The sequence below is a fragment of the Modicisalibacter coralii genome, assembly GCF_004117855.1.
Taxonomy (GTDB): Bacteria; Pseudomonadota; Gammaproteobacteria; order Pseudomonadales; family Halomonadaceae; genus Modicisalibacter; species Modicisalibacter coralii.
Genome location: NZ_QWBW01000007.1, coordinates 187,321 through 211,530 on the forward strand (window position 1 = coordinate 187,321; position 24,210 = coordinate 211,530).

The 24,210-nt window shown below is 65.2% G+C and carries 44 protein-coding genes and 1 tRNA gene; 10 read left to right on the plus strand and 35 right to left on the minus strand.

Annotated features, from left to right (window positions below):
- Positions 1-18: 18 nt before the first annotated feature.
- The 25 genes from D0901_RS02910 to D0901_RS03020 all read right to left on the minus strand — a co-directional run bounded on the left by D0901_RS02910 (position 19) and on the right by D0901_RS03020 (position 14,529).
- Positions 19-417 (minus strand): hypothetical protein, encoded by a 399-nt coding sequence (locus tag D0901_RS02910; protein WP_129138784.1) that lies wholly within the window; start codon positions 415-417, stop codon positions 19-21.
- Positions 398-799: a hypothetical protein gene (locus D0901_RS02915; RefSeq protein ID WP_129138785.1), complete on the minus strand. Its 402-nt coding sequence runs from the start codon at positions 797-799 to the stop codon at positions 398-400. Before D0901_RS02915 ends, D0901_RS02910 begins: the two co-directional genes overlap by 20 nt.
- A 72-nt stretch (positions 800-871) precedes the next feature.
- Positions 872-1,135, minus strand: coding sequence for a DUF1799 domain-containing protein (locus D0901_RS02920; RefSeq protein WP_203234781.1), 264 nt, complete (start codon positions 1,133-1,135; stop codon positions 872-874).
- 95 nt (positions 1,136-1,230) lie between these two features.
- Positions 1,231-1,575: a hypothetical protein gene (locus tag D0901_RS02925; protein ID WP_129138787.1), complete on the minus strand. Its 345-nt coding sequence runs from the start codon at positions 1,573-1,575 to the stop codon at positions 1,231-1,233.
- A 76-nt stretch (positions 1,576-1,651) separates the two neighbouring features.
- On the minus strand, positions 1,652-2,605 hold the full coding sequence (locus D0901_RS02930; protein ID WP_129138788.1) for a phage tail tube protein: 954 nt from the start codon (positions 2,603-2,605) through the stop codon (positions 1,652-1,654).
- Positions 2,586-2,774: a hypothetical protein gene (locus D0901_RS02935; protein WP_129138789.1), complete on the minus strand. Its 189-nt coding sequence runs from the start codon at positions 2,772-2,774 to the stop codon at positions 2,586-2,588. The genes D0901_RS02930 and D0901_RS02935 overlap by 20 nt, the downstream gene beginning before the upstream one ends.
- A 23-nt stretch (positions 2,775-2,797) precedes the next feature.
- Positions 2,798-3,529 carry a hypothetical protein gene (locus D0901_RS02940; protein WP_129138790.1) on the minus strand — a complete coding sequence of 244 codons (732 nt, stop codon included), beginning with the start codon at positions 3,527-3,529 and terminating at the stop codon, positions 2,798-2,800.
- Positions 3,526-4,053, minus strand: a complete 528-nt coding sequence (locus D0901_RS02945; RefSeq protein WP_162500804.1) for an HK97-gp10 family putative phage morphogenesis protein — start codon at positions 4,051-4,053, stop codon at positions 3,526-3,528. The genes D0901_RS02940 and D0901_RS02945 overlap by 4 nt, the downstream gene beginning before the upstream one ends.
- On the minus strand, positions 4,040-4,378 hold the full coding sequence (locus D0901_RS02950; protein ID WP_129138792.1) for a phage head closure protein: 339 nt from the start codon (positions 4,376-4,378) through the stop codon (positions 4,040-4,042). The genes D0901_RS02945 and D0901_RS02950 overlap by 14 nt, the downstream gene beginning before the upstream one ends.
- A gap of 3 nt (positions 4,379-4,381) precedes the next feature.
- Positions 4,382-4,924 (minus strand): head-tail connector protein, encoded by a 543-nt coding sequence (locus tag D0901_RS02955; RefSeq protein ID WP_129138793.1) that lies wholly within the window; start codon positions 4,922-4,924, stop codon positions 4,382-4,384.
- 58 nt (positions 4,925-4,982) lie between these two features.
- The gene (locus D0901_RS02960) at positions 4,983-5,204 is read right to left on the minus strand and encodes a hypothetical protein (RefSeq protein WP_129138794.1); all 222 of its coding nucleotides are present in this window, start codon (positions 5,202-5,204) and stop codon (positions 4,983-4,985) included.
- Between the two features lie 84 nt (positions 5,205-5,288).
- On the minus strand, positions 5,289-6,590 hold the full coding sequence (locus D0901_RS02965; protein WP_129138795.1) for a phage major capsid protein: 1,302 nt from the start codon (positions 6,588-6,590) through the stop codon (positions 5,289-5,291).
- A gap of 76 nt (positions 6,591-6,666) precedes the next feature.
- Positions 6,667-7,602, minus strand: coding sequence for a S49 family peptidase (locus D0901_RS02970; RefSeq protein WP_129138796.1), 936 nt, complete (start codon positions 7,600-7,602; stop codon positions 6,667-6,669).
- Positions 7,587-8,780, minus strand: coding sequence for a phage portal protein (locus D0901_RS02975; RefSeq protein WP_233440336.1), 1,194 nt, complete (start codon positions 8,778-8,780; stop codon positions 7,587-7,589). Before D0901_RS02975 ends, D0901_RS02970 begins: the two co-directional genes overlap by 16 nt.
- An 86-nt stretch (positions 8,781-8,866) precedes the next feature.
- Positions 8,867-9,046, minus strand: coding sequence for a hypothetical protein (locus tag D0901_RS02980; RefSeq protein WP_129138798.1), 180 nt, complete (start codon positions 9,044-9,046; stop codon positions 8,867-8,869).
- Positions 9,040-10,755: a terminase large subunit gene (locus D0901_RS02985; protein WP_129138799.1), complete on the minus strand. Its 1,716-nt coding sequence runs from the start codon at positions 10,753-10,755 to the stop codon at positions 9,040-9,042. The genes D0901_RS02980 and D0901_RS02985 overlap by 7 nt, the downstream gene beginning before the upstream one ends.
- Before the next feature lie 6 nt (positions 10,756-10,761).
- Positions 10,762-11,235, minus strand: a complete 474-nt coding sequence (locus D0901_RS02990) for a phage terminase small subunit P27 family (protein WP_129138800.1) — start codon at positions 11,233-11,235, stop codon at positions 10,762-10,764.
- A gap of 148 nt (positions 11,236-11,383) precedes the next feature.
- A complete protein-coding gene (locus D0901_RS02995) occupies positions 11,384-11,902 on the minus strand; it encodes an HNH endonuclease (protein ID WP_233440337.1) in 519 nt (172 codons plus the stop codon).
- Positions 11,884-12,021: a hypothetical protein gene (locus D0901_RS20850; RefSeq protein ID WP_162500805.1), complete on the minus strand. Its 138-nt coding sequence runs from the start codon at positions 12,019-12,021 to the stop codon at positions 11,884-11,886. Before D0901_RS20850 ends, D0901_RS02995 begins: the two co-directional genes overlap by 19 nt.
- Before the next feature lie 53 nt (positions 12,022-12,074).
- Positions 12,075-12,257 (minus strand): hypothetical protein, encoded by a 183-nt coding sequence (locus D0901_RS21420; RefSeq protein WP_425256165.1) that lies wholly within the window; start codon positions 12,255-12,257, stop codon positions 12,075-12,077.
- Positions 12,196-12,645 carry a hypothetical protein gene (locus tag D0901_RS20855; RefSeq protein ID WP_162500806.1) on the minus strand — a complete coding sequence of 150 codons (450 nt, stop codon included), beginning with the start codon at positions 12,643-12,645 and terminating at the stop codon, positions 12,196-12,198. Before D0901_RS20855 ends, D0901_RS21420 begins: the two co-directional genes overlap by 62 nt.
- Entirely contained in the window at positions 12,642-12,992 is a 351-nt protein-coding gene (locus tag D0901_RS03005) for a phage holin family protein (RefSeq protein ID WP_162500807.1), read from the minus strand. Before D0901_RS03005 ends, D0901_RS20855 begins: the two co-directional genes overlap by 4 nt.
- Before the next feature lie 46 nt (positions 12,993-13,038).
- Positions 13,039-13,569 carry a glycoside hydrolase family 24 protein gene (locus D0901_RS03010; RefSeq protein ID WP_129138803.1) on the minus strand — a complete coding sequence of 177 codons (531 nt, stop codon included), beginning with the start codon at positions 13,567-13,569 and terminating at the stop codon, positions 13,039-13,041.
- 77 nt (positions 13,570-13,646) lie between these two features.
- A tRNA-Met gene (locus D0901_RS03015) sits at positions 13,647-13,721 on the minus strand.
- A 100-nt stretch (positions 13,722-13,821) separates the two neighbouring features.
- Positions 13,822-14,529, minus strand: a complete 708-nt coding sequence (locus D0901_RS03020; protein ID WP_129138804.1) for a hypothetical protein — start codon at positions 14,527-14,529, stop codon at positions 13,822-13,824.
- Between the two features lie 85 nt (positions 14,530-14,614).
- Between D0901_RS03020 and D0901_RS03025 the strand changes: the two genes are divergently transcribed.
- Together D0901_RS03025 and D0901_RS03030 are read left to right on the plus strand one after the other, a co-directional pair.
- Complete coding sequence (locus D0901_RS03025; protein ID WP_129138805.1) at positions 14,615-14,794, plus strand: type II toxin-antitoxin system HicA family toxin; 180 nt, start codon at positions 14,615-14,617, stop codon at positions 14,792-14,794.
- 72 nt (positions 14,795-14,866) lie between these two features.
- Positions 14,867-15,286 carry a type II toxin-antitoxin system HicB family antitoxin gene (locus D0901_RS03030; protein WP_129138806.1) on the plus strand — a complete coding sequence of 140 codons (420 nt, stop codon included), beginning with the start codon at positions 14,867-14,869 and terminating at the stop codon, positions 15,284-15,286.
- A 2-nt stretch (positions 15,287-15,288) separates the two neighbouring features.
- On the opposite strand, the gene D0901_RS03035 is transcribed toward D0901_RS03030, so the two are convergent.
- From D0901_RS03035 to D0901_RS03065, 8 genes are read right to left on the minus strand one after another with little or no spacing between them, the layout of a single operon-like run.
- Positions 15,289-15,810 (minus strand): VRR-NUC domain-containing protein, encoded by a 522-nt coding sequence (locus tag D0901_RS03035; RefSeq protein WP_129138807.1) that lies wholly within the window; start codon positions 15,808-15,810, stop codon positions 15,289-15,291.
- A complete protein-coding gene (locus D0901_RS03040) occupies positions 15,807-16,055 on the minus strand; it encodes a hypothetical protein (protein ID WP_129138808.1) in 249 nt (82 codons plus the stop codon). The genes D0901_RS03035 and D0901_RS03040 overlap by 4 nt, the downstream gene beginning before the upstream one ends.
- A gap of 8 nt (positions 16,056-16,063) precedes the next feature.
- Positions 16,064-16,387: a hypothetical protein gene (locus tag D0901_RS03045; protein ID WP_129138809.1), complete on the minus strand. Its 324-nt coding sequence runs from the start codon at positions 16,385-16,387 to the stop codon at positions 16,064-16,066.
- Positions 16,384-16,656, minus strand: a complete 273-nt coding sequence (locus tag D0901_RS03050) for a hypothetical protein (protein WP_129138810.1) — start codon at positions 16,654-16,656, stop codon at positions 16,384-16,386. Before D0901_RS03050 ends, D0901_RS03045 begins: the two co-directional genes overlap by 4 nt.
- A complete protein-coding gene (locus tag D0901_RS03055) occupies positions 16,653-16,937 on the minus strand; it encodes a hypothetical protein (RefSeq protein WP_129138811.1) in 285 nt (94 codons plus the stop codon). Before D0901_RS03055 ends, D0901_RS03050 begins: the two co-directional genes overlap by 4 nt.
- Positions 16,934-17,269 carry a MarR family winged helix-turn-helix transcriptional regulator gene (locus D0901_RS03060; RefSeq protein ID WP_129138812.1) on the minus strand — a complete coding sequence of 112 codons (336 nt, stop codon included), beginning with the start codon at positions 17,267-17,269 and terminating at the stop codon, positions 16,934-16,936. The genes D0901_RS03055 and D0901_RS03060 overlap by 4 nt, the downstream gene beginning before the upstream one ends.
- A 2-nt stretch (positions 17,270-17,271) precedes the next feature.
- Positions 17,272-17,901 carry a replication protein P gene (locus tag D0901_RS20860; protein WP_162500808.1) on the minus strand — a complete coding sequence of 210 codons (630 nt, stop codon included), beginning with the start codon at positions 17,899-17,901 and terminating at the stop codon, positions 17,272-17,274.
- Positions 17,902-17,908: 7 nt separating this feature from the next.
- Entirely contained in the window at positions 17,909-18,844 is a 936-nt protein-coding gene (locus D0901_RS03065) for a DnaT-like ssDNA-binding domain-containing protein (RefSeq protein WP_162500809.1), read from the minus strand.
- A 79-nt stretch (positions 18,845-18,923) separates the two neighbouring features.
- Here D0901_RS03065 and D0901_RS03070 point away from each other — a divergent pair, with 79 nt between their 5' ends.
- Positions 18,924-19,382, plus strand: a complete 459-nt coding sequence (locus tag D0901_RS03070) for a hypothetical protein (protein WP_129138814.1) — start codon at positions 18,924-18,926, stop codon at positions 19,380-19,382.
- A gap of 522 nt (positions 19,383-19,904) precedes the next feature.
- Here the strand turns inward: D0901_RS03070 and D0901_RS03075 are convergent.
- Positions 19,905-20,195 carry a hypothetical protein gene (locus tag D0901_RS03075; RefSeq protein WP_129138815.1) on the minus strand — a complete coding sequence of 97 codons (291 nt, stop codon included), beginning with the start codon at positions 20,193-20,195 and terminating at the stop codon, positions 19,905-19,907.
- Between the two features lie 33 nt (positions 20,196-20,228).
- Complete coding sequence (locus D0901_RS03080) at positions 20,229-20,432, minus strand: Cro/CI family transcriptional regulator (RefSeq protein ID WP_129138816.1); 204 nt, start codon at positions 20,430-20,432, stop codon at positions 20,229-20,231.
- A 78-nt stretch (positions 20,433-20,510) separates the two neighbouring features.
- Here D0901_RS03080 and D0901_RS03085 point away from each other — a divergent pair, with 78 nt between their 5' ends.
- The 7 genes from D0901_RS03085 to D0901_RS03115 all read left to right on the plus strand — a co-directional run bounded on the left by D0901_RS03085 (position 20,511) and on the right by D0901_RS03115 (position 23,917).
- Complete coding sequence (locus D0901_RS03085) at positions 20,511-21,185, plus strand: LexA family protein (protein WP_162500810.1); 675 nt, start codon at positions 20,511-20,513, stop codon at positions 21,183-21,185.
- A 328-nt stretch (positions 21,186-21,513) separates the two neighbouring features.
- On the plus strand, positions 21,514-21,927 hold the full coding sequence (locus D0901_RS03090) for a type VI secretion system-associated protein TagO (RefSeq protein ID WP_162500811.1): 414 nt from the start codon (positions 21,514-21,516) through the stop codon (positions 21,925-21,927).
- Between the two features lie 141 nt (positions 21,928-22,068).
- Complete coding sequence (locus D0901_RS03095; RefSeq protein ID WP_129138819.1) at positions 22,069-22,455, plus strand: response regulator transcription factor; 387 nt, start codon at positions 22,069-22,071, stop codon at positions 22,453-22,455.
- Positions 22,452-22,781 carry a hypothetical protein gene (locus D0901_RS03100; RefSeq protein WP_129138820.1) on the plus strand — a complete coding sequence of 110 codons (330 nt, stop codon included), beginning with the start codon at positions 22,452-22,454 and terminating at the stop codon, positions 22,779-22,781. Before D0901_RS03095 ends, D0901_RS03100 begins: the two co-directional genes overlap by 4 nt.
- On the plus strand, positions 22,778-23,080 hold the full coding sequence (locus tag D0901_RS03105; protein ID WP_129138821.1) for a hypothetical protein: 303 nt from the start codon (positions 22,778-22,780) through the stop codon (positions 23,078-23,080). Before D0901_RS03100 ends, D0901_RS03105 begins: the two co-directional genes overlap by 4 nt.
- Positions 23,077-23,370: a hypothetical protein gene (locus tag D0901_RS03110; RefSeq protein WP_129138822.1), complete on the plus strand. Its 294-nt coding sequence runs from the start codon at positions 23,077-23,079 to the stop codon at positions 23,368-23,370. The genes D0901_RS03105 and D0901_RS03110 overlap by 4 nt, the downstream gene beginning before the upstream one ends.
- A gap of 13 nt (positions 23,371-23,383) precedes the next feature.
- The gene (locus D0901_RS03115) at positions 23,384-23,917 is read left to right on the plus strand and encodes a hypothetical protein (protein ID WP_129138823.1); all 534 of its coding nucleotides are present in this window, start codon (positions 23,384-23,386) and stop codon (positions 23,915-23,917) included.
- Positions 23,918-24,210: the final 293 nt, after the last annotated feature.

Consider the following 24,210-nt stretch of genomic DNA (forward strand, 5'->3'; position numbering starts at 1 on the left):
GTAAAGAGAAGACGTTATTCAGCGACAGGAATCCGGTGCGAGCATTTCAATGGACATCATGCCCTGGGAGACTGAATCATATACGGCGACACAAGCACCCTTAGGCACGAAGTTGTAGGCATTGATTAGTTGAGGGTCTTCACTTGACACAGGCTTGACGATATAGCTGTATGCATCGACGTCACCAATGTCAGATTCTGATAGGCCGGCGAAAGCGCTCGCCACAATACCGCCAGCAAGAAGGCCCCAGCCAGCCCGCGACCAATTGCTCTCACTGGCCTCACCGGTATACGGCTGGACATGAGCCACAGTTCCAACGAGACGATTGGTGGCACCGGAAGCTGGGTAGCTTTTTCTTTCCAAGCCTCCACACCCTGCCAGCGATACGATCAAGAGACTAGCGACGATCCAGCGCATGCTCGATACCATCGAAGACCGCTTGGGCGAATTCATCTTCATCCGTACCTGTCAGTTGGTACTTCGACCGCTTCTCGGAAACCACGGACACACGACTGTTTGGGTGAAGGTCCATGACGTTGACGCGCCCTATCTCCCCCCAACTGAACGCCGACATGGGCTTCGCGAAAAGAATCGTATAAACGTCACCCGACTCCTGCGTCGATTTAACATCGACGTTCAGTCCTTGGACACTCTCGAGCGTCAGACGCTTGGTAGTGTCGTAGGGAGCGCTGAAGTCCTTGGACACACCCGCTGTCAGTGGAGCGTTCATCACATCAGATGAAGTTGCACAGCCAGCCAGCATGGCCAGGGCGGCCGCTCCCATGGTTATTTTCCACATTGCTTTGTTCCCTTGCGTTGTTAGGCAAAGGAAACTTTAGCGCCGACTGCATTAGTCATCTACCCCACCTCCCTACCGCGCATTCAACCCTTCGAGCGCGCCGGCCTCGATGTGGCGCAACTGCTCGAGGCGTTCGTCCTGCTCGTCGTAGCCGAGCCGGGCGAGGCGTGGGTGGGCGTAGACGGCGCTGTAGTCGAGGCCCTGGTATTGGGCCCCGCCCATGCCGGCGACGATGCGCCACTGGGTCTGCACGCCGAAAAACAGCTCGAGGGCCGGCCAGTGCTCGGGCCAGACGGCGCAGTGCTCGGGCCAGACGGCGCAGTGCTCGGGCTGCACGTCGTCGGGCGTGTAGTCGTCCAGCCCCCAGGCGGCGGCGTCATCGGCGCGGGTATCCTGGATGCTGCCGCCCGCCCAGTACCGGCCGGCCTCCCTCAGTTTTTTGCGGCGGCCTCGCCCCGGCCCTGCTGGGCGGCGAACCAGGACAGCACCAGAGGCCGGCGGATGTACGCCTTACGCATCAGCTGATCGCGAATGTCCTTGGTCAGCTTCAGCGGCTTTCCCTTCTCGTCGCTCATGCCCTCGATGTCGAGCAGGTCTTCCTCGACGAGCTGGTCCTCCGACAGCTCGCTTTTCTGCATTTGCTCCTGACGCTTCTGGGCGTCGGGGACGTCATGCAGGCGCCAGCGCGCGGAGATCTTGCATGTGCTTTCTTCGCCCGGGATCTGGATTGTGACGGGGACGGTGATGTCGGTGACTTCTTTGAGCAGGAATGCCATGTCGGGCTCTCACGATAGACGGAACGAACGGCGCCGCCCGGAGGCGGCGCGGTAAAGGGTTGCCGGCGGAGCCGGATCAGGTGAACACGATGGAGACGTCGTCGTCCTCGGCGGCGCTGGGCAGGAACCGCAGACCGAGGTCGTAATGCATGATGCCCTGGTTCTCGCTGGGCGAGATGCTGCTGAGCTGCACTTGCTGGCCGCTGATCTCGACGATGTTGCCCTCGGCCGTACCGTGGGTGAGCACCACCGGCACCAGAGCTTGGGCCTGATGGCTCTCGACCTTGGCGAAGTAGTCGACCGTCGCGAGATCCGGCGCCTCGATGTTGGTCGAGCCGGAGACCTGACGGTCGGTGAGCTCGACTCCCTCATAGCTGGTGAGGTTGCGATACGGGTACTCGATGCCCAGGTCCAGCGAGAACGACGACATGCGCGCCTGGTTGCCGTCGATGCTGAACTGGCTGTTCTGCTTGTTGACCGGCAACTCCTTGGCCTGGGCGCCCTTGGTGGCAACGCTGGCATCGCCGGCAGCCTCCGGGCGCTGGTAGAGTCCGCGCAACTGGTACTGGATATACGGAAGGCCCTGGCTATCGGTGGTAATCGAGGCCGTGCCGCGCACACCAGTGACGTGCTGCTGCTGAGTGTCCTCGAGCCACCACATTTCCAGGGACTCGAAACCCTTGCTGACCGGCGCGTAGGTCACGCTCTCGCTGCCCGCCTCTGAGTTGATGGTCTCCGAGAAGCCACACACACGCAGCAGCAGGCCGGAACCCGGCGGTTCGCCTTTGGTGCCGGAGCCTGACAAAGGCGTGCGGAGCGAGCGTTCTACATAGGGCCCGGTGTTGACCTGCTCGAACCCGCCGAGACCGTTGCGCATACGCTCGCGGTCCACGGTGTTGCCGGCATAGGGATTGCCGCCCTCCATCATCACGACCTCGAGGATGGTGGCCCCGGTCATGTCTGCACTGCCCTGGCCGTAGGTGGATTCCTTCTTCACCGCCACCAGGCGCTTACGCCATTTGATCGGCATCGCCGCTCTCCTTCACGTTGCTGGATTTCGCCGGCGCCGGCTTAGCGGCGGGCTCGCTGGCCTTGGCGGGCGCCTTGGCCTGGGGCTTGGGGTCGGCCGCGGGCTGGGTGTACTGCACGCGCACGCGCTTGCCGTTGCGGATCTCGTAACGGCCGCCGAGGTTGGCCATGGGTGTCTCCTACATGGACTGGATCAGGTGGACTGGATCAGGCGCTGGTAGCCGTAGAGCTCGCGCCAGTAGACGTGCCGGCCGGAAATCGCCGCGGGCTGGCCGGCCAGATACACCAGGGGCGACACGCCGTCGCCACCGGTGTCCATGCCCAGCAGGGCCACGCCGGCGGCGCGGCGCTGGGCCTCGATGTCGTCCTGGTCGGCGACGATCACCACGGCGATCTGTTCGGTGACGGTCTGGCGCACCGCCCAGGCATCGAGATCGTTTTCCGACGGCGACGCGCCGACAACGTGCACGAACGCCGCCGGCACCGTCGGGACCGTCATGGCCAACGCCGCGGCCTGCAGCTCGAAGTGCGCGCGGTACTGGAGCGGCTCGGGCTCGTAGTCGGTGGCGGCGTCGGTGATCGACCAGCTGACGGTGCCGCGATGGGCGGCGACGCGGTCGATCAGGTCGTCCGTCATGGTGCGCAGCGGGTCGAACTGCGGCGATCGCAGGCTCAGGACGTAGGTATCGACGCGACCCAGGCGGTAGCCGTCGACGTCGATCTCGTTCCAGCCGACCAGCTGATACACGCCGTTGGTGGCCGGGGCCTGCTCGGGCAGGTTGAGCGGCCACAGCGCGCTGTCGACGACGGGGTCGACGAGCGTGACCAGCCCCGGCACGGTGTCGGTCCGCGCGGGCTCGGCGTCGCTCGAGCGCGCGGCGGTGATACCGGCGCCCTGCAGTTGGGTGATGATGGCGTCGATCATGCGCGGTGCTTCTCGAGGTAGCGGGTCAGGCCCTGGTAGAACCGGCTGTCCATCTCGTCGCCGTTTTCACGCAAGGCCGGGCCAAGGAACGGTTCGGCCTTCTGGCCGGGGTGGCGGTAGGTGTAGGTAACCCACTTGCCGTCGCGCTTGTGCGCCTGGTGGCCTTTCAGGTTGCGGCGCACTGTGCGCGTGCTGGGCTCGACACCGCTCTCGACCAGCCCGGCCACGAAGTCCTGGGCGTAGCCGCCAACCTTCCGCGTCGGCCCGACGACGATGGCGACGCGGTCGTTGGCGATACCCAGCCGCCCACGCGCCGACTTGCTCAGCAGGCGGTGACCGATCGACTTTCGGAGATCACCGGAGAGCACCGGGACATTTCGCTTCGCGGCACGCTTGATGGGCGACACGGCCTTGACCAGGCCGGCGCGCACCGCCTTCGCCTGCAGATCGGCGGCGAGGCCATCGAGATCCTTTTGCACCTCGGCCATCTGCTCGGCGGAGAGCTGGAATTCAAACCCACTCATGGCAGCTGATCTCCAGTTCTCGGCGTCGGCCGTCCTTGTCCAGAGGCCGCCCATCGACGCGGTAGACCCGGCCGTCGTGCACCAGGCGCAGCGTCTCGCCGGTGGCGTTGGCGATGGCCTCGTTCCAGCGCATGCGGACGGTGTGTGTGGTGCTGCTGTTGGCCTCGTTGGCGAGGAACGTCATGCGGGTGCTGAGCGGCTTCACTTCGGCCCAGCGCGCCCGGGCCTCGGCCACCCACTCGGCGGGTGTGGCACCGGAGGGGGACCGGGCGCCTTCCTGGTACCACTCGAGCGTGACGCGGTGGCGTAGCTGACCGGCTCTCATGGCTCACCCCACGGCGTGAATGCGATACGGCGCCAGCAGCGAGCCGACACCCAGCGGCACTTCGCTACTGGTGGTGCCGACCACTACTTGCTCGCGGTTCTCGTACCAGTGCCCGATCAGCAGCAGCAACGCGAGGCGGACGTCAGCCGGCAGCGTGTCGTAGCCCACCGTTGCGGTGATGGTCACCGACTCGGGTTCGGCGATGGTCACCGGCCAGTCGCTGCCGTACTGCGGAGAGAGCCGGGGCATGATCGGCCGGGTATCGAGGCGCAACGTCGAGACATCCATGGCCTGGCTGACGCCGGCCGGGTCGATGTAGTCGAGGCTGTCGATGGCGATCACCGGCGACCACGGCAATTCGATGGCGGCATCCTTGGCCGGAAACCCGTCGAGCACCTGGATCTTGCTGGCCTTGGCGAACCGCGACTGGGTGTGGTTCTCGGCGTAGCGGACGGCGGCGTCGATCAACGCCTGGATCAGCGTTTCCTCGCTGGTGTCGTCGGCATCGAGACGTAGGTGCGCCTTGGCGTCGGCCAGTGTGATCATGCGGGCACTCGCTCAGAATTCGGGATCACGGCCGCCGGTCGGCGGCCGCGGTTGACGATCAGGTCTTCTCGGCGGCCTTGCCGTCGCCGCCAGCGTTCTTGCTGGTGGTGGCCTTGGTCTCGGCATCGGCGGTCGAGGTCTTGCCGGACTCGACGGCGCGCTTGGTCTCGATCAACCACTGGGCTTTCTCGGGCTCGAAACCGGCACGGTCGCCGATCGCGTAGCGACCCCAGGATTTCTTGAAGGTCACGGAGACCAACTTGGATTTCTGTTCGGCCATGGGAGGCTCCTTCGGGGAATGAGGGGAAGTGCCCGGCCGCGCGGGGCGCGCAGCCGGGGTAACTGCCTGCCGGGCGGCAGCGGCTTACCAGGTGATCTCGGTACCCAGTACCAGGCCTTCGGGATGGCGGAAGCCGACGTCGTGCTCGTTGACGACGCGGATGACCGACTGGTTGCGCGTGAACGCGGAGACGAGGTTGCCGGCCCCATCCTTGTAGGTGGCCTCGCGGCTGAAATCGATGGTCATGGAGTCGGCGTCGCCGATCACCACATCGTTCCAGTCCGCGAAGTAGATCTCGGTCTCGTTGTTGTTGCCGGCGGCCGAGGTGTCGAGGTTTACCGGAATGGTCGTGGTGTGCTTGATCGGGTAGCCCTTGAGCATGCCCTGCGCCATCTCCGGATAGACCTTGTTGCCGTTACCGTCGCGCAGCCCGAACAGCTTCATGTAGGAGCGCGGCGACAGCCCCCAGCCACAGGCAACCATCATGCTGTCGCTGTTCATCAGCTTGAGGATCAGGCTGTCGAGATACTCGTCGATGGTGGCCAGGTCGGCAGTGCCTGACCAAGCCACGACGCGGCTGGCATCGCGGGCGGCCTGGGCGAAGCCAGTCGGCATGTCGCCGGAGCCGGTATCGCGCAGGAACGCCTTGTCCTGACGCACGGCCATGGAGTTGAGCATGTCGTTGAGGAACATCTGCTCGACCTGGAAGCCGGCGCGGCCGATCAACTGGTTGGAGATCGGCACCAGCGTGATCATGGTCTTGGCGCTGAGCTGCACGTCGTCGGTCGATGCCTCGGTGGCCAGCGCGTCGGATCCTTCGCCGACGTAGCTGGACGCAGCACCGGACGCCATGCGCGGAACGCTCAGGTTGCCGTTGGGCAGCGGCAGCGATTGGGCGCCGAGCCCGCGCACGATGGTTTTCGGGCGCAGCAGCTCGATCACCTCGCTGTAGAGGTTCTGGGGCACCAGCGACCCGGCGGACCCGGACGAGGTCTCGATCGCCATGGCGACGTCGGCATCGCCGATTTCCTCGCGGGCGAACTTGACGGCGAGATCACGGTTGCCGCCGGCGGCCGCCACGGACATGGCGATACGCGTGGCCTTGGCGCCCTCGTACTGCTTCAGCTCGGGCTTGGTGTGCACGGCCGGTGACCGGCTGTGCCCGCCGAAGCTCTCGACCGGTTTGGAGGCCGCGGCGTTCATGCGTTCCATGCGCTCGGCGCGGTCCAGTTGGGCGCTGATCTTGTCGAAGTCGCCGGCCAACTGCTCGAACTCCTCGAGCTGCTCGGCGGAGAGCTCGCCGCTCTCCTCCTCGGTCTTGGCCAGCGCCTGGATCTTGTCGTTGACCTCGGCGCGGTTGCGGCGGAGTTCTTCGATGGTGGGCATTGCGGTGTCTCCTTGGGGATTCACGGGCATGAAAAAGGCGGCCGGTGGCCGCCTGGGTTGTCGCTCCGCCGCCTGGCTAGAGCCGACACTGGGCGTCGAGCGCCCGGGCCTGGGCCCGGATGCGCCGACCGGAACTGGTACGACTGGATGAGGCGTAGCGTTGGGCGATCGCGTCGACCGCGTCCTGGGCCGGCGCGATCTCATCGATCAGCTTGGCGGCCAGGGCATCCTCGGCGCTGTAGAGCCGCGCCTGGGTGGCGACGACATCGGCCACGTCCATGCCGCGATAACCGGCCACCGATTCAGTGAAGGTGGCGTAGTGGGCATCGAGCCGGTGATTGATCTCGGCGATGGCCTGGTCGGTGATCGGCTCGTGCGGGGAGCCGTCGTTCTTGTGGTCGCCGCGGAAAAAGGTGTTGAAGGTGATGCCCATCTCTTCTTCCATGCGGCTCACCTCGTAGGTCTCGATGATCACGCCGATCGAGCCGACGCCGGCGGTCGGGCTGCAGACGATTCGCGAACAGGCCGAGGCCAGGAAGTAGCCCGCCGAGTAGGCGGCGAAGTTGACCAGCGCCGTGATGGGCTTGACCTGCCGGCTGGCCTGGATGAAGTCGGCCAGTTCCTTGCAGCCCATGGCGTGGCCGCCGCCGGTGTGAAAATCGAGGACGATCTCCTCGACCATCTCGTGTTTGAGCGCCGCCGTGATCTGCGTGCGCAGCCGCTCGTAGGAGACCAGCTCCTCGCAGGCGGCATTGATGGTGCCGCGCCGAGCCACCAGGATCCCGTCGACCGGGATGATTGCCAGTCGCCCTACCACCTGCAGGCGCTGCATCTCGCGTTCTTCCGGGTTACCGCCGTCCAGACTGACACCGTTGGGCAGGTCGGCGGCCTTGCCGAGCAGGCGCGGCTCGAGGACCGTGCGCACGGACTGAACCAGCGTGGGCGTCGCGTACAGTGGCGTGTCGAACACCATCGACGCGATGTGTGGATAGTTGATCAGGGCGTGCGGCATTTAAGGATCCCCTCGATTTCCTGCATCTGTTCGGGCGTGGCGTTCATCGACTGCTCGATGTTGCCGGAGTCGTTCATGTTCAGCGGGGTCAGGTAGCGGTCGCCGCCAGTGATGGGCGGCATGTTCTCGAGGCGACGGATGTCGTTGACCGACAGCCAGCCCCACTGGCGGCCCAGGGCATAGGATTCGTATCGGGATTTCTGGTCACCGCGCAGCAGGCCGCCGACGTTGAACTCGATGTAGTGGTTCTTGCGCTCTGCCGGTAGCAGCAGGTCGCGCATCATCGCGCCCTCGATGCGCTTCACCCACGGCAGCAGGGTGTAGATGACGAACTGCAGGCCCTGGTGCTCGATGTTGCTGAATGTGGCCTTGTCAAGCTGCTGGACCATGTGCGGCGGCACCTTGTACAGCCGGCAGATCTCGTTGACCGAGAAGTTGCGGGACTCGAGCAACTGCGCCTTCTCGTTGTCCATGGAGAGCTGCTTGTAGGTCATGCCCTCCTGCAGCATCGCGACCGAGAAGGCGGTGCGAAGCCCGCCGCCGTGCTTCTCGGTGAACTTCTCGAGGATCCGGTCGATGGCCCCCTGGCTCTCGATTGCGGGCGCCTCGCGCGGCCGCTCGATCACGCCGGACATGGTGGCACCGCGCTGGAACACCGCCGCGGCGTGCTGGTCGGTGGCCAGCCCCAGGCCAATGACGTCGGCGTTGGTGGCGATCGGCGAGAGGCCGACATAGCCGTCCACCGAGAACGCCTTGATGTGGTGCATCATGCGCATCGGCACCACCTCGTCGACCTCGAGTAGGTGGTAGTACGGCATGGCGTCCGGCCCCTTCAGCACCCGGACTTTCTTCGGATGGATGGGGATCAGTTCGGTCGGGTAACCGCGCCCGTCGCGCTCGATCAGCGAGAACTGGTTTCCCTCGAGGCCGAGGCAGCCCTGGGCCTGCTCGTAATACTCGAACGCGGTGTCCTTGCGGTTGGGCTGACTGTGGATCAGGTCGTAGACCGGGTGCTCGACGGCGCGGTCGCGGCCGCCCTTGCCGTCACGCCGGTACAGCTCGCAAGGCAGTTGCGCAACGGATTCGGCGAGCAGCGTGACGCAGGCACGCAGCGCACCCACCGCCATCGCGGTCTCGGTGTTGACCATGACGCCGGCGGAACTCTGGCGACCAGTCATGGAACTGACCCAGCCAGTCCAGTCCGGATTACGCTTGGCAGTGCCGGCGCTGCTAGACGAGGTAGTGAAAAGCCCGGGCCAGAACATCAGTCAGCCTCCTGCGCCGGGGTTTGGCGGCCGGCGGCGCGGGACGCCAGCCAGGACCACGCCAGGCACAGAACGCCGGCGACGATGTAGCCGGCGGCCGGGGCCAGCAGCCAGGCCCCGAACGACACCAGGGCGGCGCCGATCAGCCCGACGAGAAAAGCGATCAAGGGAATCAGCATGTCACGTCCGTCGTGTCGTAGATGGATTTCTGGGGCTCATCACCCTCGGTGAGAACCGCCCTACCCAGCGCCATGAGAATCGCGACGATGCCGTCGATCTTGTTCTCGTCCTTCTCCTTGCGCGGGTAGATGTTGTCCTTGGCGTCGGACTTGGCGACCACGTTGGAGGCCATCCAGGTGAGCACGGGATCCGAGCTGTGCCGCCAGCGCCCACCGGTTATGGCGGCCTCCATCTCGCGCATCGCTGGGCTCATGTTCTGCACCGTGTTGCGGTACTCGATGACCTCGGCGCCGTCCTTCATCAGCTGGTGAGCGAGCTGCGTCGCGCGCCAGGGGTCGTAGGCGATTTCCTGGATCTCGAAGCGCCCGGCGAGGTCCTTGATGTCCTCGCGGATGACGTCGAAGTCGAGCTCCTCGCCATCAGTGGTGATCAGGTCGCCGCTGTTGACCCAGCTCTCGTAGGCGGCGCGGTTGTTGCTCGCCCGCTCGACCGCGCCTTCCGGCAGGTAGCTGCGCACGAAGACTGTCCAGCGCGTCTTCAACCGCCCCTTCTTGTCCTCGACCTCGTCGCGAAACAGCAGCGCGATGGCGGCGATGTCGGTCTTGCTGGCCAAGTCGACGCCCAGCCAGCAGGGCTGGCCCTCGAAGGCCTCGAGCGTCAGGCCGTCCTCGCCCGACGAGTGCCAGTCCGCCATGTTCAACCAGGCGGTGCGGGCGCTGACCCAGACATTGAGGTGCTTGGTCAGGAAGGCGTTCTGACGACTCGGGTAGCGAACGGCGTCGCGCTGCGCCTTGAGCAGGAATTCCTCGGAGACCGAGACGCCGAAGTTGGGGTTGGCCTTGCGCAGGACCGCCGGATCCTGCCAGTCGTCCCCCTGGTCGATCGTGTAGATGATCCCGAACAGCTCGTCGTTGGGCAGCGCGCCGTCGAGCATCTGCTGCACCTGGCGGCGCTTGTCGTAACAGGGCCCGGCCAGGTTGAAGCCCGCGGTGGTGATGATGAACATCAGCGCCTGGTCGCGGGCGCCCATGCCGGTGAGCATGGTGTCGTAGAGGTTGGGCGTCTGGTGCTCGTGGAACTCGTCGACCAGCGCGCAGCTGGGCGAGGAGCCATCTCCCGGGTCGCCGATCAGCGGTTCGAGGCGACTGCCGTCCTCCGGGATCGAGATGTTCTTGGCCATGATCTCGATGCCGGCGGCACTAACCAGCGCCGGGGACTTCATCAGCATCAGCCGTGCCGGGCGGAAGACCTCCCAGGCCTGTTTCTCGGTGGTCGCGCCGCAGTAAACCTCGGCGCCGTACTCGCCATCCGCGGCGAGCATGTAGTTGGCCACGCCGGCGGCCATCACCGACTTGCCGTTCTTGCGCTCGACCTCGACGTAGGCCTCGGAGAAGCGGCGAAGGCCGCTCTTCTTGCGCAGCCAGCCGAAGATCGCGCAGAAGATGAACAGCTGCCAGGGCTCGAGAGTGATCAGCCGGCGCTCACGCGCCCAGCGCCCCTTGGTGTGGGGCAGCAGTTGGATGAAGACACAGACCGTCTCGGCAGCGTCACGGTCGAAACGGTACTGAAACGATCGGGACTTCGCTGCCTTCAGGTCGTCGAGATGGCGCCGGCAGGCCTGCCGGACCTCCTTGCACGCCGGAATCCTGCCAGCCACGACGTCCCGGGCGTACTTGTTCGCGGCGTTGACGTTGGGGTAGCTGGCCATCCGATCTCATCGCTTTTTGCCCACCAGATCCTTGAACGGGTTGTTGGCTTCCTTCGCGCCCGGTACCGCAAGGCGAGCCCGACTGGCGGGGTCGAGGCCCAGGGCGCTGCCGAAGGTCGTCATCTGCTTGAGGGATTCGTTGGCCACGGTGCAGGCCGGGTTCTTCACCACGCCGCCCATGGGGCTGTCCACCACCAGACCGTTGACAGCGATGTTCTCTTCCGCCTTGCGCCACCGCGCGTAGGCGGCACAATAGGCCTCGAGGTTGGGGATGTCGGACGCGGTGAGGATCTTGCTGCTCACCAGCCACGGCGCCACCCTCTCCCACATCTGAATGCCGATCGGATCGAGCCACTCCGGTGGCGGCGGCACCTCGAGCAGCGAATCGGCCTGCGGCTCGTCATGGTTGATCGCCCGCTTGCCGGCGTTCCCTTGGACCGCCTTCAAGTGACTCGGCTTGGGCTTACGTCCACGGGTCATAAATGAGAACTCCTCGCGCCGACCTGATTTTTCAATTTCGCGGGTGTAAAAATTTGACCTCGGCGTCGGTGTCCGGGGGTCGAAGGCTCCAGGGATTGACCCTCCCCCTCCCCTCGGCCTGGCCCGCACCATCGTAGTGCACCGGGCTTCACTGGCGGCCGGTCTGGGCCTCCTGTGCCGTCTTCACCTTGTGGCATGCCCGGCAGATGGCTTCGAGGTTGCTGTCATCGTCGGTACCGCCGGCGGCCAGCCCAACAATGTGGTCCACCTCGCTGGCCGGCTGCACCCGACCCGCACGCATGCAGGGCTGGCAGAGGTAGTTGTCACGCTGCAGGATCCGCTCGCGTTTCCGGCGCCAGGGGCGACCGCCTCGACCGCTGCCCTTCTGCCTTGGCTTCTGCCACGCGGCAGACAGGTGTTGGTGATCCGCGCAGTAGCCATTCCCGGCGGTCGTCTTGCGCGGGCACATGGCGGCGCGGCACGGACGTGGCGGCTTGGAAGGCATCGGCGTCACCTGCTGACGATCATGAGAGAAGCGAAAATTCTCGGCAGCCGGGAGACTGCCCGTCCCCATGGCTGGCTTTGGGGTGGTCCGGAAGGACCCGCGATTTTCTGCATCAGCGTGGTGCGGACGCGCCTGCTCGGCATTCAGCGCACCTTGCGCCACTTGCGCTCGATCCATCGCGCGGCCGCCGTGATCTTGTCCCTCACGTACCGATACGGGACAACCACCACCGCGAGGAGCAGGATCTTCGTGATTCCCCATGCCGTGTTCGGCAGCGGCATATCGCCTCCTATGCCCGCGGCGCGGGCGATGTCAGTTCGATGGGCGTGGCCGCTTACTCGGCATCGTCGTCATCCATCCTCTGCAGGATCTGGCTCACACCCAGCCGATCGGCGTTGGCCCGGCGCCGCAGCGACTCGTAAGCGGCCAGCAGATCCAGCAGCCCGCCGTTGCTCTCATTCGTCAGAGGCGGCGCCGGTAGAGGTGTCAGCAGGTGCGGCGGCACGTTCGGCGTCATCACCACCGGCACGGTCTTCACCGAGCCGGCGCACCCAGTCACCAACGCCAACAGGCAGAGGCTGAGCAGCCCAGTCGCGAGTCTCGGCATCCGTTTTCTCCATCTGGCGCAGGTCGCGGCGCTTAGCGTCGATCTGCTCGTTGGCATCGGACAGCGCCGCCTCCCGATCAGCCAGGGCGGCATTCAGGCGCTGGGCCTCGGCGCGGCGGTAGTCCAGCGCGCTCTGCAGCGCGGCGGCCAGATCTTCGGACTTCTCGGCCTGAGCCCGGGCAGCATCCCGCTGGGCGGTGAGCGCCTCGATGCGCCACCAGCCAAGGGCGCCAGCCACGGCGGCCAGCAACGCCAACCACGCCCAGCCGGGCACCAGCCGCAGCAGCTTGCCGATCACCGGCGCCACCGACCGACGATGATGTCGTAGATGTCGTCGGCCTTGTTGCGCATCCACTCCGTGCCCAGGAATCCCAGAAACACGCAGGGAGCGATGGCCACCGACGGCGCCAGGTCATAGCGATCCGCCAGGGCCTGAAACAGCGGGAACAGCCCGACGCTGAGCAGCGTACAGACCAGAGCCCCCAACATCGCCTTCTTCCAGGGGCCGCCGTCCTGCAGGCCCCGGAACAGCGCGATGGCAAACGTCAGCAGCGCCGCCGCCAGGTTGGGCAGATACTCGATCACCCGCTGCCAGAGTTCAGGATCACGTTCCTGCATGGCGCGTTTCTCGTGTTTACGGTTCATCGTTGGGCACCTCATGAGCTGCCCGCGTACCGGAAGGGTTATCGTGTTATGCGACGTGCCCACCGGCCTGGCGGTACACGTCGACCAGCTCAGCCATGGCCACCTCTCGCTGCCCATAGCCAGCGCCGGGCAGGCTCGCCCAGATCGTGCGGCATGCATGAATGGCATCGCGGATGCGGCCGTCGTAGATCAGCCGCAGTGCCTTGCACTGGCGAATCAGCTGCGTGGCGGCGGCATCCTGGCTCGCCGGCGTGAAGTCGGTGAAGCCGAAACGCTCAACCAGATCGTCCCAGGTCGACTCGAGGAACTGGGCACGCCCCGCCGCCGTACTGTGGATGCCGTAGGCCGGCAGCCAGATCGAGCGACGCGGGTGATCGGCATAGCTGTGGAACAGGCCACCACCGACCAGCACGTTGTAGCCGTCCTGATCACCGAAACGGACGGTACCCTCTGCATGCGCGAGCATGTCGAGGAATGCAGCCAGGTTGCCGGCGTCATCGGCTGCGGGGTCAACGGGCGGATCGAACGGGACCAGCTCGGCCTCGCCGAGCCAGGTGCGCGGTGCATAGGCAGGCATGACGAGGCCTCGGGATAGGTGCCGCCCGACGGGACATGGGGAACGAGCGCGGGGAACGCACGGCCGGGCGGCGTAACTGGTAGCGGGTAGTGGAGTCGAACCACTTTCTCCGGGATATGAGCCCGGCGTCTTTACCGTCTGACTCACCCGCTAGAAACGACGGCGCCCCGGCCACCGGAGTGGTCGAGGCGCACGGATCACAAGCATAGCTGAACACTAGCACCGCGGTGTCGCAATTACAACATATTGTGGTTATATAGCCGAAAAAGCCTGTTGCTCTACCACCGATAGTAGTGATGCCCTCGCCCGCTTGGTCGTTTGCTTCAGGCTCTGCACGCTCTTGAACACCACCCGATCGCCCGGGGCCAACTGGCGCATCCGCTGGCGCGAGCGCCAGGCGTTGTGCCGCACTGGCGCCAGCGCCCACACCACTGGTCGGAACGCCACGCACTCCCCGGCCGCATACCCCGCACCCGGCGCCCAGCCCAGCCGACGCAGGACGACCAGCTGCGCGTCGCACACCTCGGCGAGCGATAACCCCCGCTCCCCGGCCAGCACCGCATGATGCAGCGCGATCTGCCCGACCGCCCGGCGCTGGTGCCGATGCTCAGGGATCGCATACCCGCACAGCAGCACCGCCATACGCTGGCGCTCGGAGAGGTGCGCCAGCAGCGCCTCGGCCATGGAGCGCCAGCGGCAGGCATACCGGTACCGCTCCGCCGCCTGGCCGACGTGGTCAACCCGGCCGGTCAGTTGCCCGCGCCCCTCGCCCATCCCGGCGATGCTGCTCGCCTGGTGATACCCGGGGTTCTGGTGGCGCAGGTCCAGTCGCCAGCTCACCTCCACCTCGATCAGCGCTGCCAGCGCCGCCGACAATGCCCGCTCCCGGCGCTGCCCCTCCGGCTCGCGCCGCACGATCCCCAGCAACTCGCCGATACCCATGTCCTCGATCTGGCGCATAGCATCCCCTTCAAATAATTAAACACTTCTGTTGCGTTTCGCCACACTTGTGTGTATACTGAGTTCATCGAATCGAGGAGGAGGCATGACATACAACGAGTTCGTCAGATGGTTGAAGAAACGCGGCGTTGAGGTCACCACCGGCAAAGGACGGCACAGCATGAAGGCGACTCACAACGGAAAGACGGTCCCGCTCCCCTACCACGGCGCCAAGGAAATCGGCGAGGGAGTCAGGAAACGGATCATCAAGCAACTGGGCCTCTAAGGAGGCCCCATCACCGACGAACCCGGCATGCCTCCGGTCGACAACAACCCCGTGAACGCAAGAGGTGTTCGCATGCGCTACCCCATCACCATCGAGCCCGACACCGTCGGCTACATGGCAACATCCCGAGACCTGCCCGAATTCACTGCGGCAGGTGAAACCGTGGCCGAGACCCTGGAGAACGCCATCGAGATCCTCGAGACCACCGCCGGGATCTACATCGACGAACGGCGCACTGTGCCCGGCCCCAGCAACACGCTCGACGGCGAGCACCTGGTCGCCCTGCCGTTGAGCACCGCACTCAAGGTGCTGCTGTCCAACGCGATGATCGAGCGTGGCTGGCGCAAAGCGGATCTCGCCCGGGCACTGGGCTCCGCCCCGACGCATATCGACAGGCTGCTGGACGTCAACCACAAGTCCAAGCTCGCCGCGATCGAGGACGCATTCGCTGCGATGGACCGCCGGGTCGAGGTCGATGTCCATGCCGCGTGACATCATCGCCAGGCACTCCCCGCGATGAGTGGGTCCGGCCCGGCGACCACCTCGGTTGCCGGGCGGCTCATGTACTCGGTGATCACCGCCCGCGCCTCGTCGATACCCCGCGCCAGCGCCGCGCAGTACCCTGCCGCCTCCATCCGCGCCAGCCACTCACGCTGTGACTGAGCCAGGCTCGCTCCGTGGGGCGGCGTCGCCTTCAGCTCAAGGTACAGGCCGTGATACCCACCGCGTGGCACCGCGATGACCAGATCGCTCACCCCCGACTTCACTCCCTGAGCTTTCAGGTTTGCCGCTTCCTTGCTATGGCGTGTCCCGCCATTGGGGACCGCGTAGGTGTTGGCGAAAGCTGGCGCCACCGGCGTACCCCGATGCGCCTCACCCCTGAGCCACAACATCAAGGCCGCCTGTTCCTGCCCCTCCCAGTTGACCGACTTGCGGCGTGGCTTGCCGTCGGCATTGAGCGAACGCTTGCGGCGTACCGGCTTCGGGCCCGGCTGCCCATGTGTGCGCCAGCTCATACCTCCAGCTCCTCGTTCCGTTCCCACAGCCGAAACCGCTTCACGATCTGATCGAACGCCGCCGCGGCCTCCGGGTCGGTGCTGATCCGGCCCAGGGTGTCGACGTCACACTGCTCGCGCAGCCAGCGGGCCGCTGTGCCGGTTGAGTGCGGCCACCGGCTGTCGAGTGAATGGTGGGCGTCCAGGTACTCGCAGAACCGTGGATCCTCGGCCAGGACGTGCGCCTCCATCTCGATCGGGTGCATTGCCTCGCTCATCCGGCCACCCCCTGATCTTCCGGCTGGCGCTTAGCGAGCTCGCGCCGTTCCCAGAGTTGGTAGTCGGAGACGATGCGGTCGAGCATCGCCCGGGCGTCGGGGTTGTGGTCGATCTCGGCCCGGCTGGTCACCCCGCAGGCCTCACGGATGAACTCGGCGACGTCCTCCTCGCTGTGCGTGCCGTCGGGCAGTTGCTCGGTGCTCAGGCCGTGGGCATGCCGCCGACGATGGTCGAGGTAGAGACGGAACCGGTCGTTGGTGCCGAGCTTCCAGGCGCGTTGCGACTGCAGGCCGCCCGCGCGGTGGGTGGTCTGGGTCATTGGCTACCTCCCGGCAGTGTCCGCGCCTCGACGATCCCGGCGGCGGTGAGTGAGTAGACCGGCTGGCTGACTCCGCCGGCTGGGTGTTCTTCGGTCAGGATCTGCGCCAGCCCGTCGCGGCGCAGCGTCTCGAGGGCGCGGGTCACCTCGTACCCGGCCACCGCGTACCCGGCATGGCGCAGGTCTAGCGTGATCCGGCTGGGCGTGCCCGAGGTGCGCAGCAGTGCCAGCAACGTGGCGTTCTGGATGTCGATGGGTTTCATGCTCATGCCGTCTCAGCCTCCCGCGCTTCGGTATTGAGTGACTCCCCACCGTCAATGCGGAGCAGCATGCTTTCGCAAACGATGTGGCCGAAATCCCATCCCTCAGGAACAGCGCACGGCCCATCAGTGACGCGCCATACTGCTTCTTCCAGAACGCCAAAGAAGGTTTCGCCGCCGGGCACAATCTCCCCGGCTCCGAAGCGCTCGAGCGCTGTGGTCTGAAATCCGAAAAACTTGGGATGGATGATGATGCACAAACACCCCGGCTCAATCGGCTTCATGCTCATCCCTGCCGCACCTCCGCCACGATCCGCGCGGCTTCGGCGCGACCCTTCTCGGTCAGGCGAAGCGTGGTCCGCGGCGAACTGGAGCCCGGGTCCTTGCGCGTGCCATCGACCTCGACGTAATCGAGATCCAGCAGCTCGGACACGCGGCCGCACACCGAGCTCAACGACATGCCCGCACGCTCTCCCAGCTGGTGGCGTGTGAGTGACTGGGGCGAGAGCGACAGCGCCAGCAAAATGGTCTGCTGCTGGCGGCCCAGGTAGCCCTTGCGCAGGTGCGCCAGGTAGGCGCTCAGCGATACCTCGGTGCCAGTGGGTGCTCCGATCGGTTGCATGGTCAGGTCCTCCCCAGTGCGGCGCGCAGAGCTCGGCGGCCCTGGTCGGCGTTCATGCGAGGCGGTAGGCCGGCGTCCGCCGCGCGCTGTGCGGCCTGCTCGTTGCTGGCGCGCTCGGCCAGCTCGGCGGCGCTGCGGTTACCGTCGTGCTCGAGCAGATGGCGCGGGGTCAGGTTCTCGCCGGCCATCACGCGATTGATCAATGCCTCGTACTCCCGGGCGAATCGGCGCTCGAGGCGCTCCACCCGGCTGGGCATGACGTGCTGAATCTCCCACCAGCCCACGGCCTGGCCGGCCAGACGCACGGCCTCGTGGCTCCAGCGCCAGCCCGACGGGTCATGGGCATGGCTGCTCGCCTCACGCCAGGCCTGTGCCACGGTCGGCAGGCCGAGATCCTCCGGGCGCGGCTCGCACAACCCGGCGAACGCCAGCGGCTGCGGGGGCCATGCCTCGTCGCCGGTGCGGGCCGCATCGCGGACCTGATCGCGGCAACGCTGGAGGCCCAGTTCAATGGCACGGCGCGGCAGGTGCGCCAGCTCTGCCAGCCAGGCACCGGTCGCGTCCCAGTCGCCCCACTGGCTGGTGAACTTGTTGCCGAACAGCTGGCTCATGGCGTTGAACAGGTGATCCATGTCCGATTCACCGACCTGGGGTGCATTCGCCGTCGAAGACGTCCCCGCCTCCGTCGCCACCTGCTGCGGCTCGGGCTGCGGCGCGGGCTTCTTGGGCTGATCGATGGCGCGCTGGAGTACGTTGCTGGCGAGTTCCATGGCGGGCACCTCCGGTGGCTTGTTGAGATTGGGCGGCCTGCTGGCGCGCGTCGTTGCGGATCCAGTCGACGAGCTTCGACGTCCACGCCATCGCGCCGTGGCGCCGGCTTGGGTTGTCGGCGTGGTGGGCGGTGAACTTGGCGAGCTGGTGCGGGGCCGGCCGGGTGTCGGCAGGCAGGCCGGCACGCTGGCACGCCGCGGCCAGGTGCTCAGGGTCGGGTTGCCAGTCCAGGGTCATCGCGAACTGGTGAGCGCCAGCGGTCAGCGGCTGGCCGTCGTCACCCTGTTGGGCGGCTCGAGCGAACACGTCGCCCGCGCCAGAGAGAGAGTTGTGGTTGGTTAAGGACGTTTCGGGTGCAGCTCCTGCACCCCGTGGCGTCGTCATTTGCACCCCGTTCCCGTCACGGGGTGCATTTGGCGCACCCCGCTGATCTGAACGGGGTGCATTTCCTGCACCCGGTGATTCCGGCATGTCCGGGGTCTGCTCATCCCCCAGATCGACCTCCTCGAGGCCAACGCCCAGGGCCAGGTCGTACACCACCGGACGTCGGTCAGCGCGATCGATGATTGCCGCCGCCACCTTCTGGTTACCGCGACGAATCAGGCCCTGCTCCTGCAGCAGCTTGAGCTTGGCGATCACCGTGCGCCGGCCAAGACCGGTGTAGCGGCACAGCAGGTCGACGCTGGGGAACGCGTGGCGCCCCTCGTGGTTGGCATGGTTGGCCAGGCCGAACAGCACAGCGCGGGCACCGGGATCGGTCACCGCCTGCTGCTGGAGCGCCCAGCTGGTGGCTTCAACGCTCATAGCCATTACCCGTTGAATAGAGGGTCATACCGTTACCCGGTAAAGTGGGAGTTCTCACGCAACCCACTGGAGCAACGACATGACCGAAACAGCCTTTCCCGACGGGGTACAAGGATTCAATCAATGCTGGATCAGACTGGGGAAAGAGGAGTTTGAAAAGCTTGGCCTTAATCCAGAAGGCCATGCCTTCCCGAGAGACCAGCTCCACGAAGCTTTGCTGGCGACATTCAAGCGGTTTGTTATTGAATGCTACGCACTCGAACTCAGAGCTAGATATGCGCGCGCATGGCAAAGCCTTGACACTCAACAAGCTCTTATGCTTCGGGCCGTGACAGTTCATCACTGGCAAATCGACTACGCGCAAAGCCTGACTATCTCTGACCTGGCATTCGCGCTTCATGACGAAATTTGCCATTTCAAACTCCCCGACCCGGCTTTTCGGACTGCATATGGGAAGCTGATGGACTTTGGCCCTCGCCAGGCTGAAGAGATGTTAGAGCCGCATCGTCCCGATGGGCTAAACCCGCCGAGGGCTTAGTCTTATATCCGGGTGAGAAAGTCAGCATCGGAGCTGGAAGCGGTCCATTTTGTAGACCGAGGTGTTCCCGAATACTGCGGATTTCGCTGATCACCTCGGCTTCTTCTCCCCGAAGCTCGCTAGCCAGCAGCTCATGCCAGTCTGCGTCACGACGGGTCTTGTCGAGTCGTCTCAGAGCCGAAGCCAGCTCCAGCTCGATCTCCCACTGCTCAAGTTCGTTCAGCTTCGTAGCCATATCAGGCCCCCCTTCCCACCGATGCGACAGCACGTGCTTTGCGGTTGGCTTTGCTCGAGCTGAGCTGACACCGCCGGCACGCCAGCAGCGTGTGTCGCTCATGGGTCACCGGGTCGACGACCGTCATCTCGCCCTCACCGCGCGTGCGGCAGCACATCGGGCACCAGTGTCGGCCGTGGCCGCGTGTCAGTTGTGTCATCCTGCGTACCTCCCCAAGAATCCGATCCACACCAGCACCGGCAGCGAGGCCGCCAGCGCCAGCGTCAGGCTGATATGCAGTGCGGTTCTCATGCCGGCACCGCCTTGCCGGTCCCAAGCCGGGCGCCGCGGTGGCGGGCGGCTTCCTCGAGGTGGCCCTGGCAGGTTTTCCGGGCGCGCTCGACGGCCGCTTCGTCACGCCCGGCTGCCGACTTGGTGATCAGCCAGGACTGCGCGATATGGAACCGCTCGCACAGCTGGTGGTGGCCGACCATGTCGCCCAGCGTGGCGCGCTTATCGGCCGCCAGCGCCAGCCGGATCGTCTCGGCGATCAGATCGTCGCGCGTCCAGTTCGCGTAATCGGGTGTCGTGTTCTTCATGCGGGCGTTCCCCTGTATGGATTTACACGGGGCTCAGGCCCGCTGTGCGGTGCGGCGCTTGCCGGTAGGCTGAGGGGTGTCGGCCTTGAGCCTTCCCTCAGTCATCTTTTCCAACTGGAATTGACGGCCCAGAGGTACCGTCTCCGGCCACAGGCTCACCGCCTGACTAGTGATGCCGAGTGCGGTTGCCACCGCCCCTACGGAACCGAAGAAATGGATAACGTCAGCTTTTCTCATGGAATGCCCCGGAATGTAAGTCCGCTTACGCATCTTAGAGAAAGCCTGCTTACTTCACAAGCATGTAAGATTGCTTACATGAGTGATCAATCAACGCGCATAAAGCACCGCCGGAAAGAGCTGAAGCTCACGCAAGAGAAGCTGTCCAAAGCGGTCGGCGTCTCCCGCGTGGCCATCTCTCAGTGGGAAAGCGACCCGACGATCCAGATCGCAGGCAAGAACCTCACGAAGCTGTGCCAAGCGCTCAAGTGCTCGACCGACTGGCTTTTGGAGGGCAAGGGAGGTGCGGATATGGGGGTCTCACAGCAGACCGGCACTTACCAAGCAAACAGTAATGTCTCGTCAGGCCCTGCATTGCGGGGTCTGGCTCCGGAAATTTCATGGGTGCAGGCCGGAGCATGGACCGAGGTCTGTCACGTCGAACTCGATCCCGAGGCGGTCAACTGGTACCCACGACCGCCCGGCGCCAGTGATCGCACCTTCGTGCTGCGCGTCGTCGGAGAGAGCATGCTGCCCGAATACCCGCCGGGGCGGCTCATATTCGTCGACCCCGAGCGCATCGCCGACAGCGGCGATGATGTCGTGGCGGTGATGACCGAGACAGGTGAGGCCACGTTCAAACGCTTCATTGAAGAGCCTGGCAGCGGCAAGATGCTCAAGGCCATCAATCCCGCATGGCACGAGCCCTACATCCAGATCAACGGCAACTGCCGCGTGGTCGGCGTGGTGGTCGCCGACATGCGGATACGCTGAGAGCAACACATAACAATACCTAGCCGCACGCGGGGAGGCTGGATGCCTGATCAGGGGATCAAGGAGAGGTTTTTCAGTTTTTACTTACAGAACTCGACTTCAACCTTTGTCAAAATGGGGTGGCGCAGAAGAAAAAAGGAGCTGAAGCATGGGAAAAATATTAGCGTTAGCGCTTGCGGCGCTAGTCCTCTACGCAGTCTTTGGCGGCGGGAGAGACGACACTGACGCCGGTTCGTCAGCCGCAGCGACCTCCAAAAAGCCAGAGCCCAAGCATACCCCACCGCCGCTACCACGGTCGCCATGGCATGTTAGCCAATGGACGTCGGATATGGATGACAGCCCAGCCGTGGCTCTGACGACAAACTCCGAGGAGATCTACACCGGCGCCTACGGTGGCCCCGCCGGTTATGCCACCCTGCATCTCCGCTGCCTGGAGAATTCGACCAACCTCTACGTCAAGATGAACGGTCACTTCCTCGCCGACTCCGGTGGTTATGGGAGAGTCACCTACCGTATCGATGACAATCGTGCGCATACCGTGAGCATGCACGAATCGACCGACAACAAGGCCCTGGGCTTATGGTCTGGCGGACGGGCAATACCTGTCATCCGCCGATTCTTCGGCCACGACCAGGTAATCATGCGTGTCACGCCATTCAATCAATCGCCGGTTGAGGTGAAATTCCCGATCAAAGGGATCGAGGAAAAGATCAAGCCCTTGCGCACAGCCTGCCACTGGTAACTCCTCACCTCTGCTGACAGCCCGCCCACTGGGCGGGTTTTTTACGCCCTGCTGCGTAAGCTGGCTTACATTTCTTGTTGACAGCGAGAGTAAGCTTACTTACATTCTGACTTACGAGAACAGATCAGCGCAGGGGAAATCATGAACCTCACTTACCGATCCTGGCGGGCCACCGCCAATCCCAATCGCAAGGCCGGCGGCCTGGCGCCGAGGGAAGCCCAGCACCTCATGGCCCTGGCATGCGGGATGACCCAGAAAGAGATCGCCCGCGAGTTCGGCGTTTCGCCCAGCACCGTCGGCCACAGCCTGACCCGCATCTACCAGCGGCTGGGTGTCGAGCGCGGCACGGCGGCCGTGGCCATCGCCATCCGTCGCGGCTGGATCGCCCCGATGGCCCTGGTGCTGCTGATCAGCGCCATGACGCCGGACGCCCACTGGCAGCGCGTGCGTCAACCGCGCACCCGCACCGTGACCATGACCAAGCTGGCGCGGCGTGAGCTCGCCTGTGTTACAGGGGGTGCCGCGTGAAACTCCCCACCCACATCCGTTTCGAGATCGCGGCGATCAATGACCTGTGCATCGACATCGGTCTGGCCGGCAAATACGAGGCGCGCGCCGATCTGGTGACCGGCCCCAAACTGTTCGTGCTCGACGTCACCACCTGCCCGGTCGGCAGTGCCCGGACGGCAGACGACTGCGAGCGGCACAGCTGCACCCTGGGCCGCCTCACCGTCCCGGGCTGGGGAAATCTCACACCGGAACGAGCCTTGGAGCTGGTGCGCGAAGAACTCGCCGAGACCATCCAGCACCTCGAGCGCCTGCGCGCCGAGACCCAGGAGGGCCAGCCGTCATGACCGCCGACACCCTGTTCACGTATGCCGTCCACGACGTCGCCCACGCCTGGCGCGAGCACGCCCAGCAAAGCGGCATCACCGACCCCGAGACCGAGATCCTCGCTCGCGAGGCCGTCGCCGGCTCACCGCGCGCCGGGTACCGCCCCGCGTTCCGCGTGCCCAGCACCGGGCACCTGGTGGTGATCGTCACCTGCGAACCGCACCGCACCGAGTACGAGGCGCGCCACTGGCTGCGCTGGATGCTCGAGCAGCTCCACAACAACGGCAACATCACCCTCTACCGGGAGGACGTCGCATGAGCTGGATGACCGATTCCGACCGCGGAGTGGCCGGCCTCCTGGGCGCGGGCGCCCTACTGCTGATCGCCATGCTCGCCTGCCTGGGCTGGGCCCTGGTCGTTGGCCCCTCAGATGCCGAGGTTCGCCAGGCCGCCCAGGCCGACTACTGCGATGCGGTCCAGCAGTGGCAGGAAATGGCCGCCCGCGGCGTCCCGGCGGCCCAGCGCTTCGGCCATCCGGACTACGACCACCGCGCCGACGAGTGCACCAGCTACACCAGCGCCAGCGGCGAGCAGCTCGCCCAGCAGTAACCGGGAGGACGCCATGCAACTGCATCTGATCGACCGACAGACCGCCAGCGAGCGAGGCATCAAGCACTTCTTCACCGGCGTTCCCTGCAAGCACGGCCACATCGCCCTGCGCTACACGCGCTGCGGTGAGTGCCTGGAGTGCCACGCGGCGCGCCTCAAGAAGTGGAGGGCGAAGAACAAGGGTCACATCGACGCCTACAACGCGCGGTATCAGGCGGCGAATCCGGACTACTTCCGCTCGTTCCACCAGCGGTGCCACTTGAAGTCCATGGCCAGCAAGCGCCGTCGGCGCCGGATGATCGAGAACGGGACGCTCAAGGTCAGCGACCCGGTATGGCAGGCCTACGAGCGGGAGCGCTGGAAGCACCTGCGCCAGTTGGCCCGGCAGTACGAGGAATGGACCGGCATCACCTTCGAGGTGGACCACATCGTGCCGGTCGTCGACGAGAACGTGTGTGGGCTGCATTGGCATGGGAACTGGCAGCTCATCCCAATGCGGCTCAACCGCAGGAAGCGCGGCGTCATCAATCACGAAGTCGCCGTTTAACGAACGACCAGCGTGCCACGGCAACACCGGCACGACTGCTGCTCTTTATCAATGTGGACCCCGAACGCGGCGCCAGCAGCGCGTGAAATCTGCTGGCCATCGGGAAGGGTTCTGAAGAGTGCCCGGGGGAGGAGAAACCCCTGCAATGTGCGGATAAAGCAAGAGCGAGAGCACCGCCAAGAGCCCTTCCCGATGCCCCTGGCATCACCCGAGCGCCTCCCCCTGGGCTGCTCGGCTCTCTCGTTGCGTATTGCCCCGGTGGGTGTCACCGGGGCCCTTTTCGAGACCAGCGG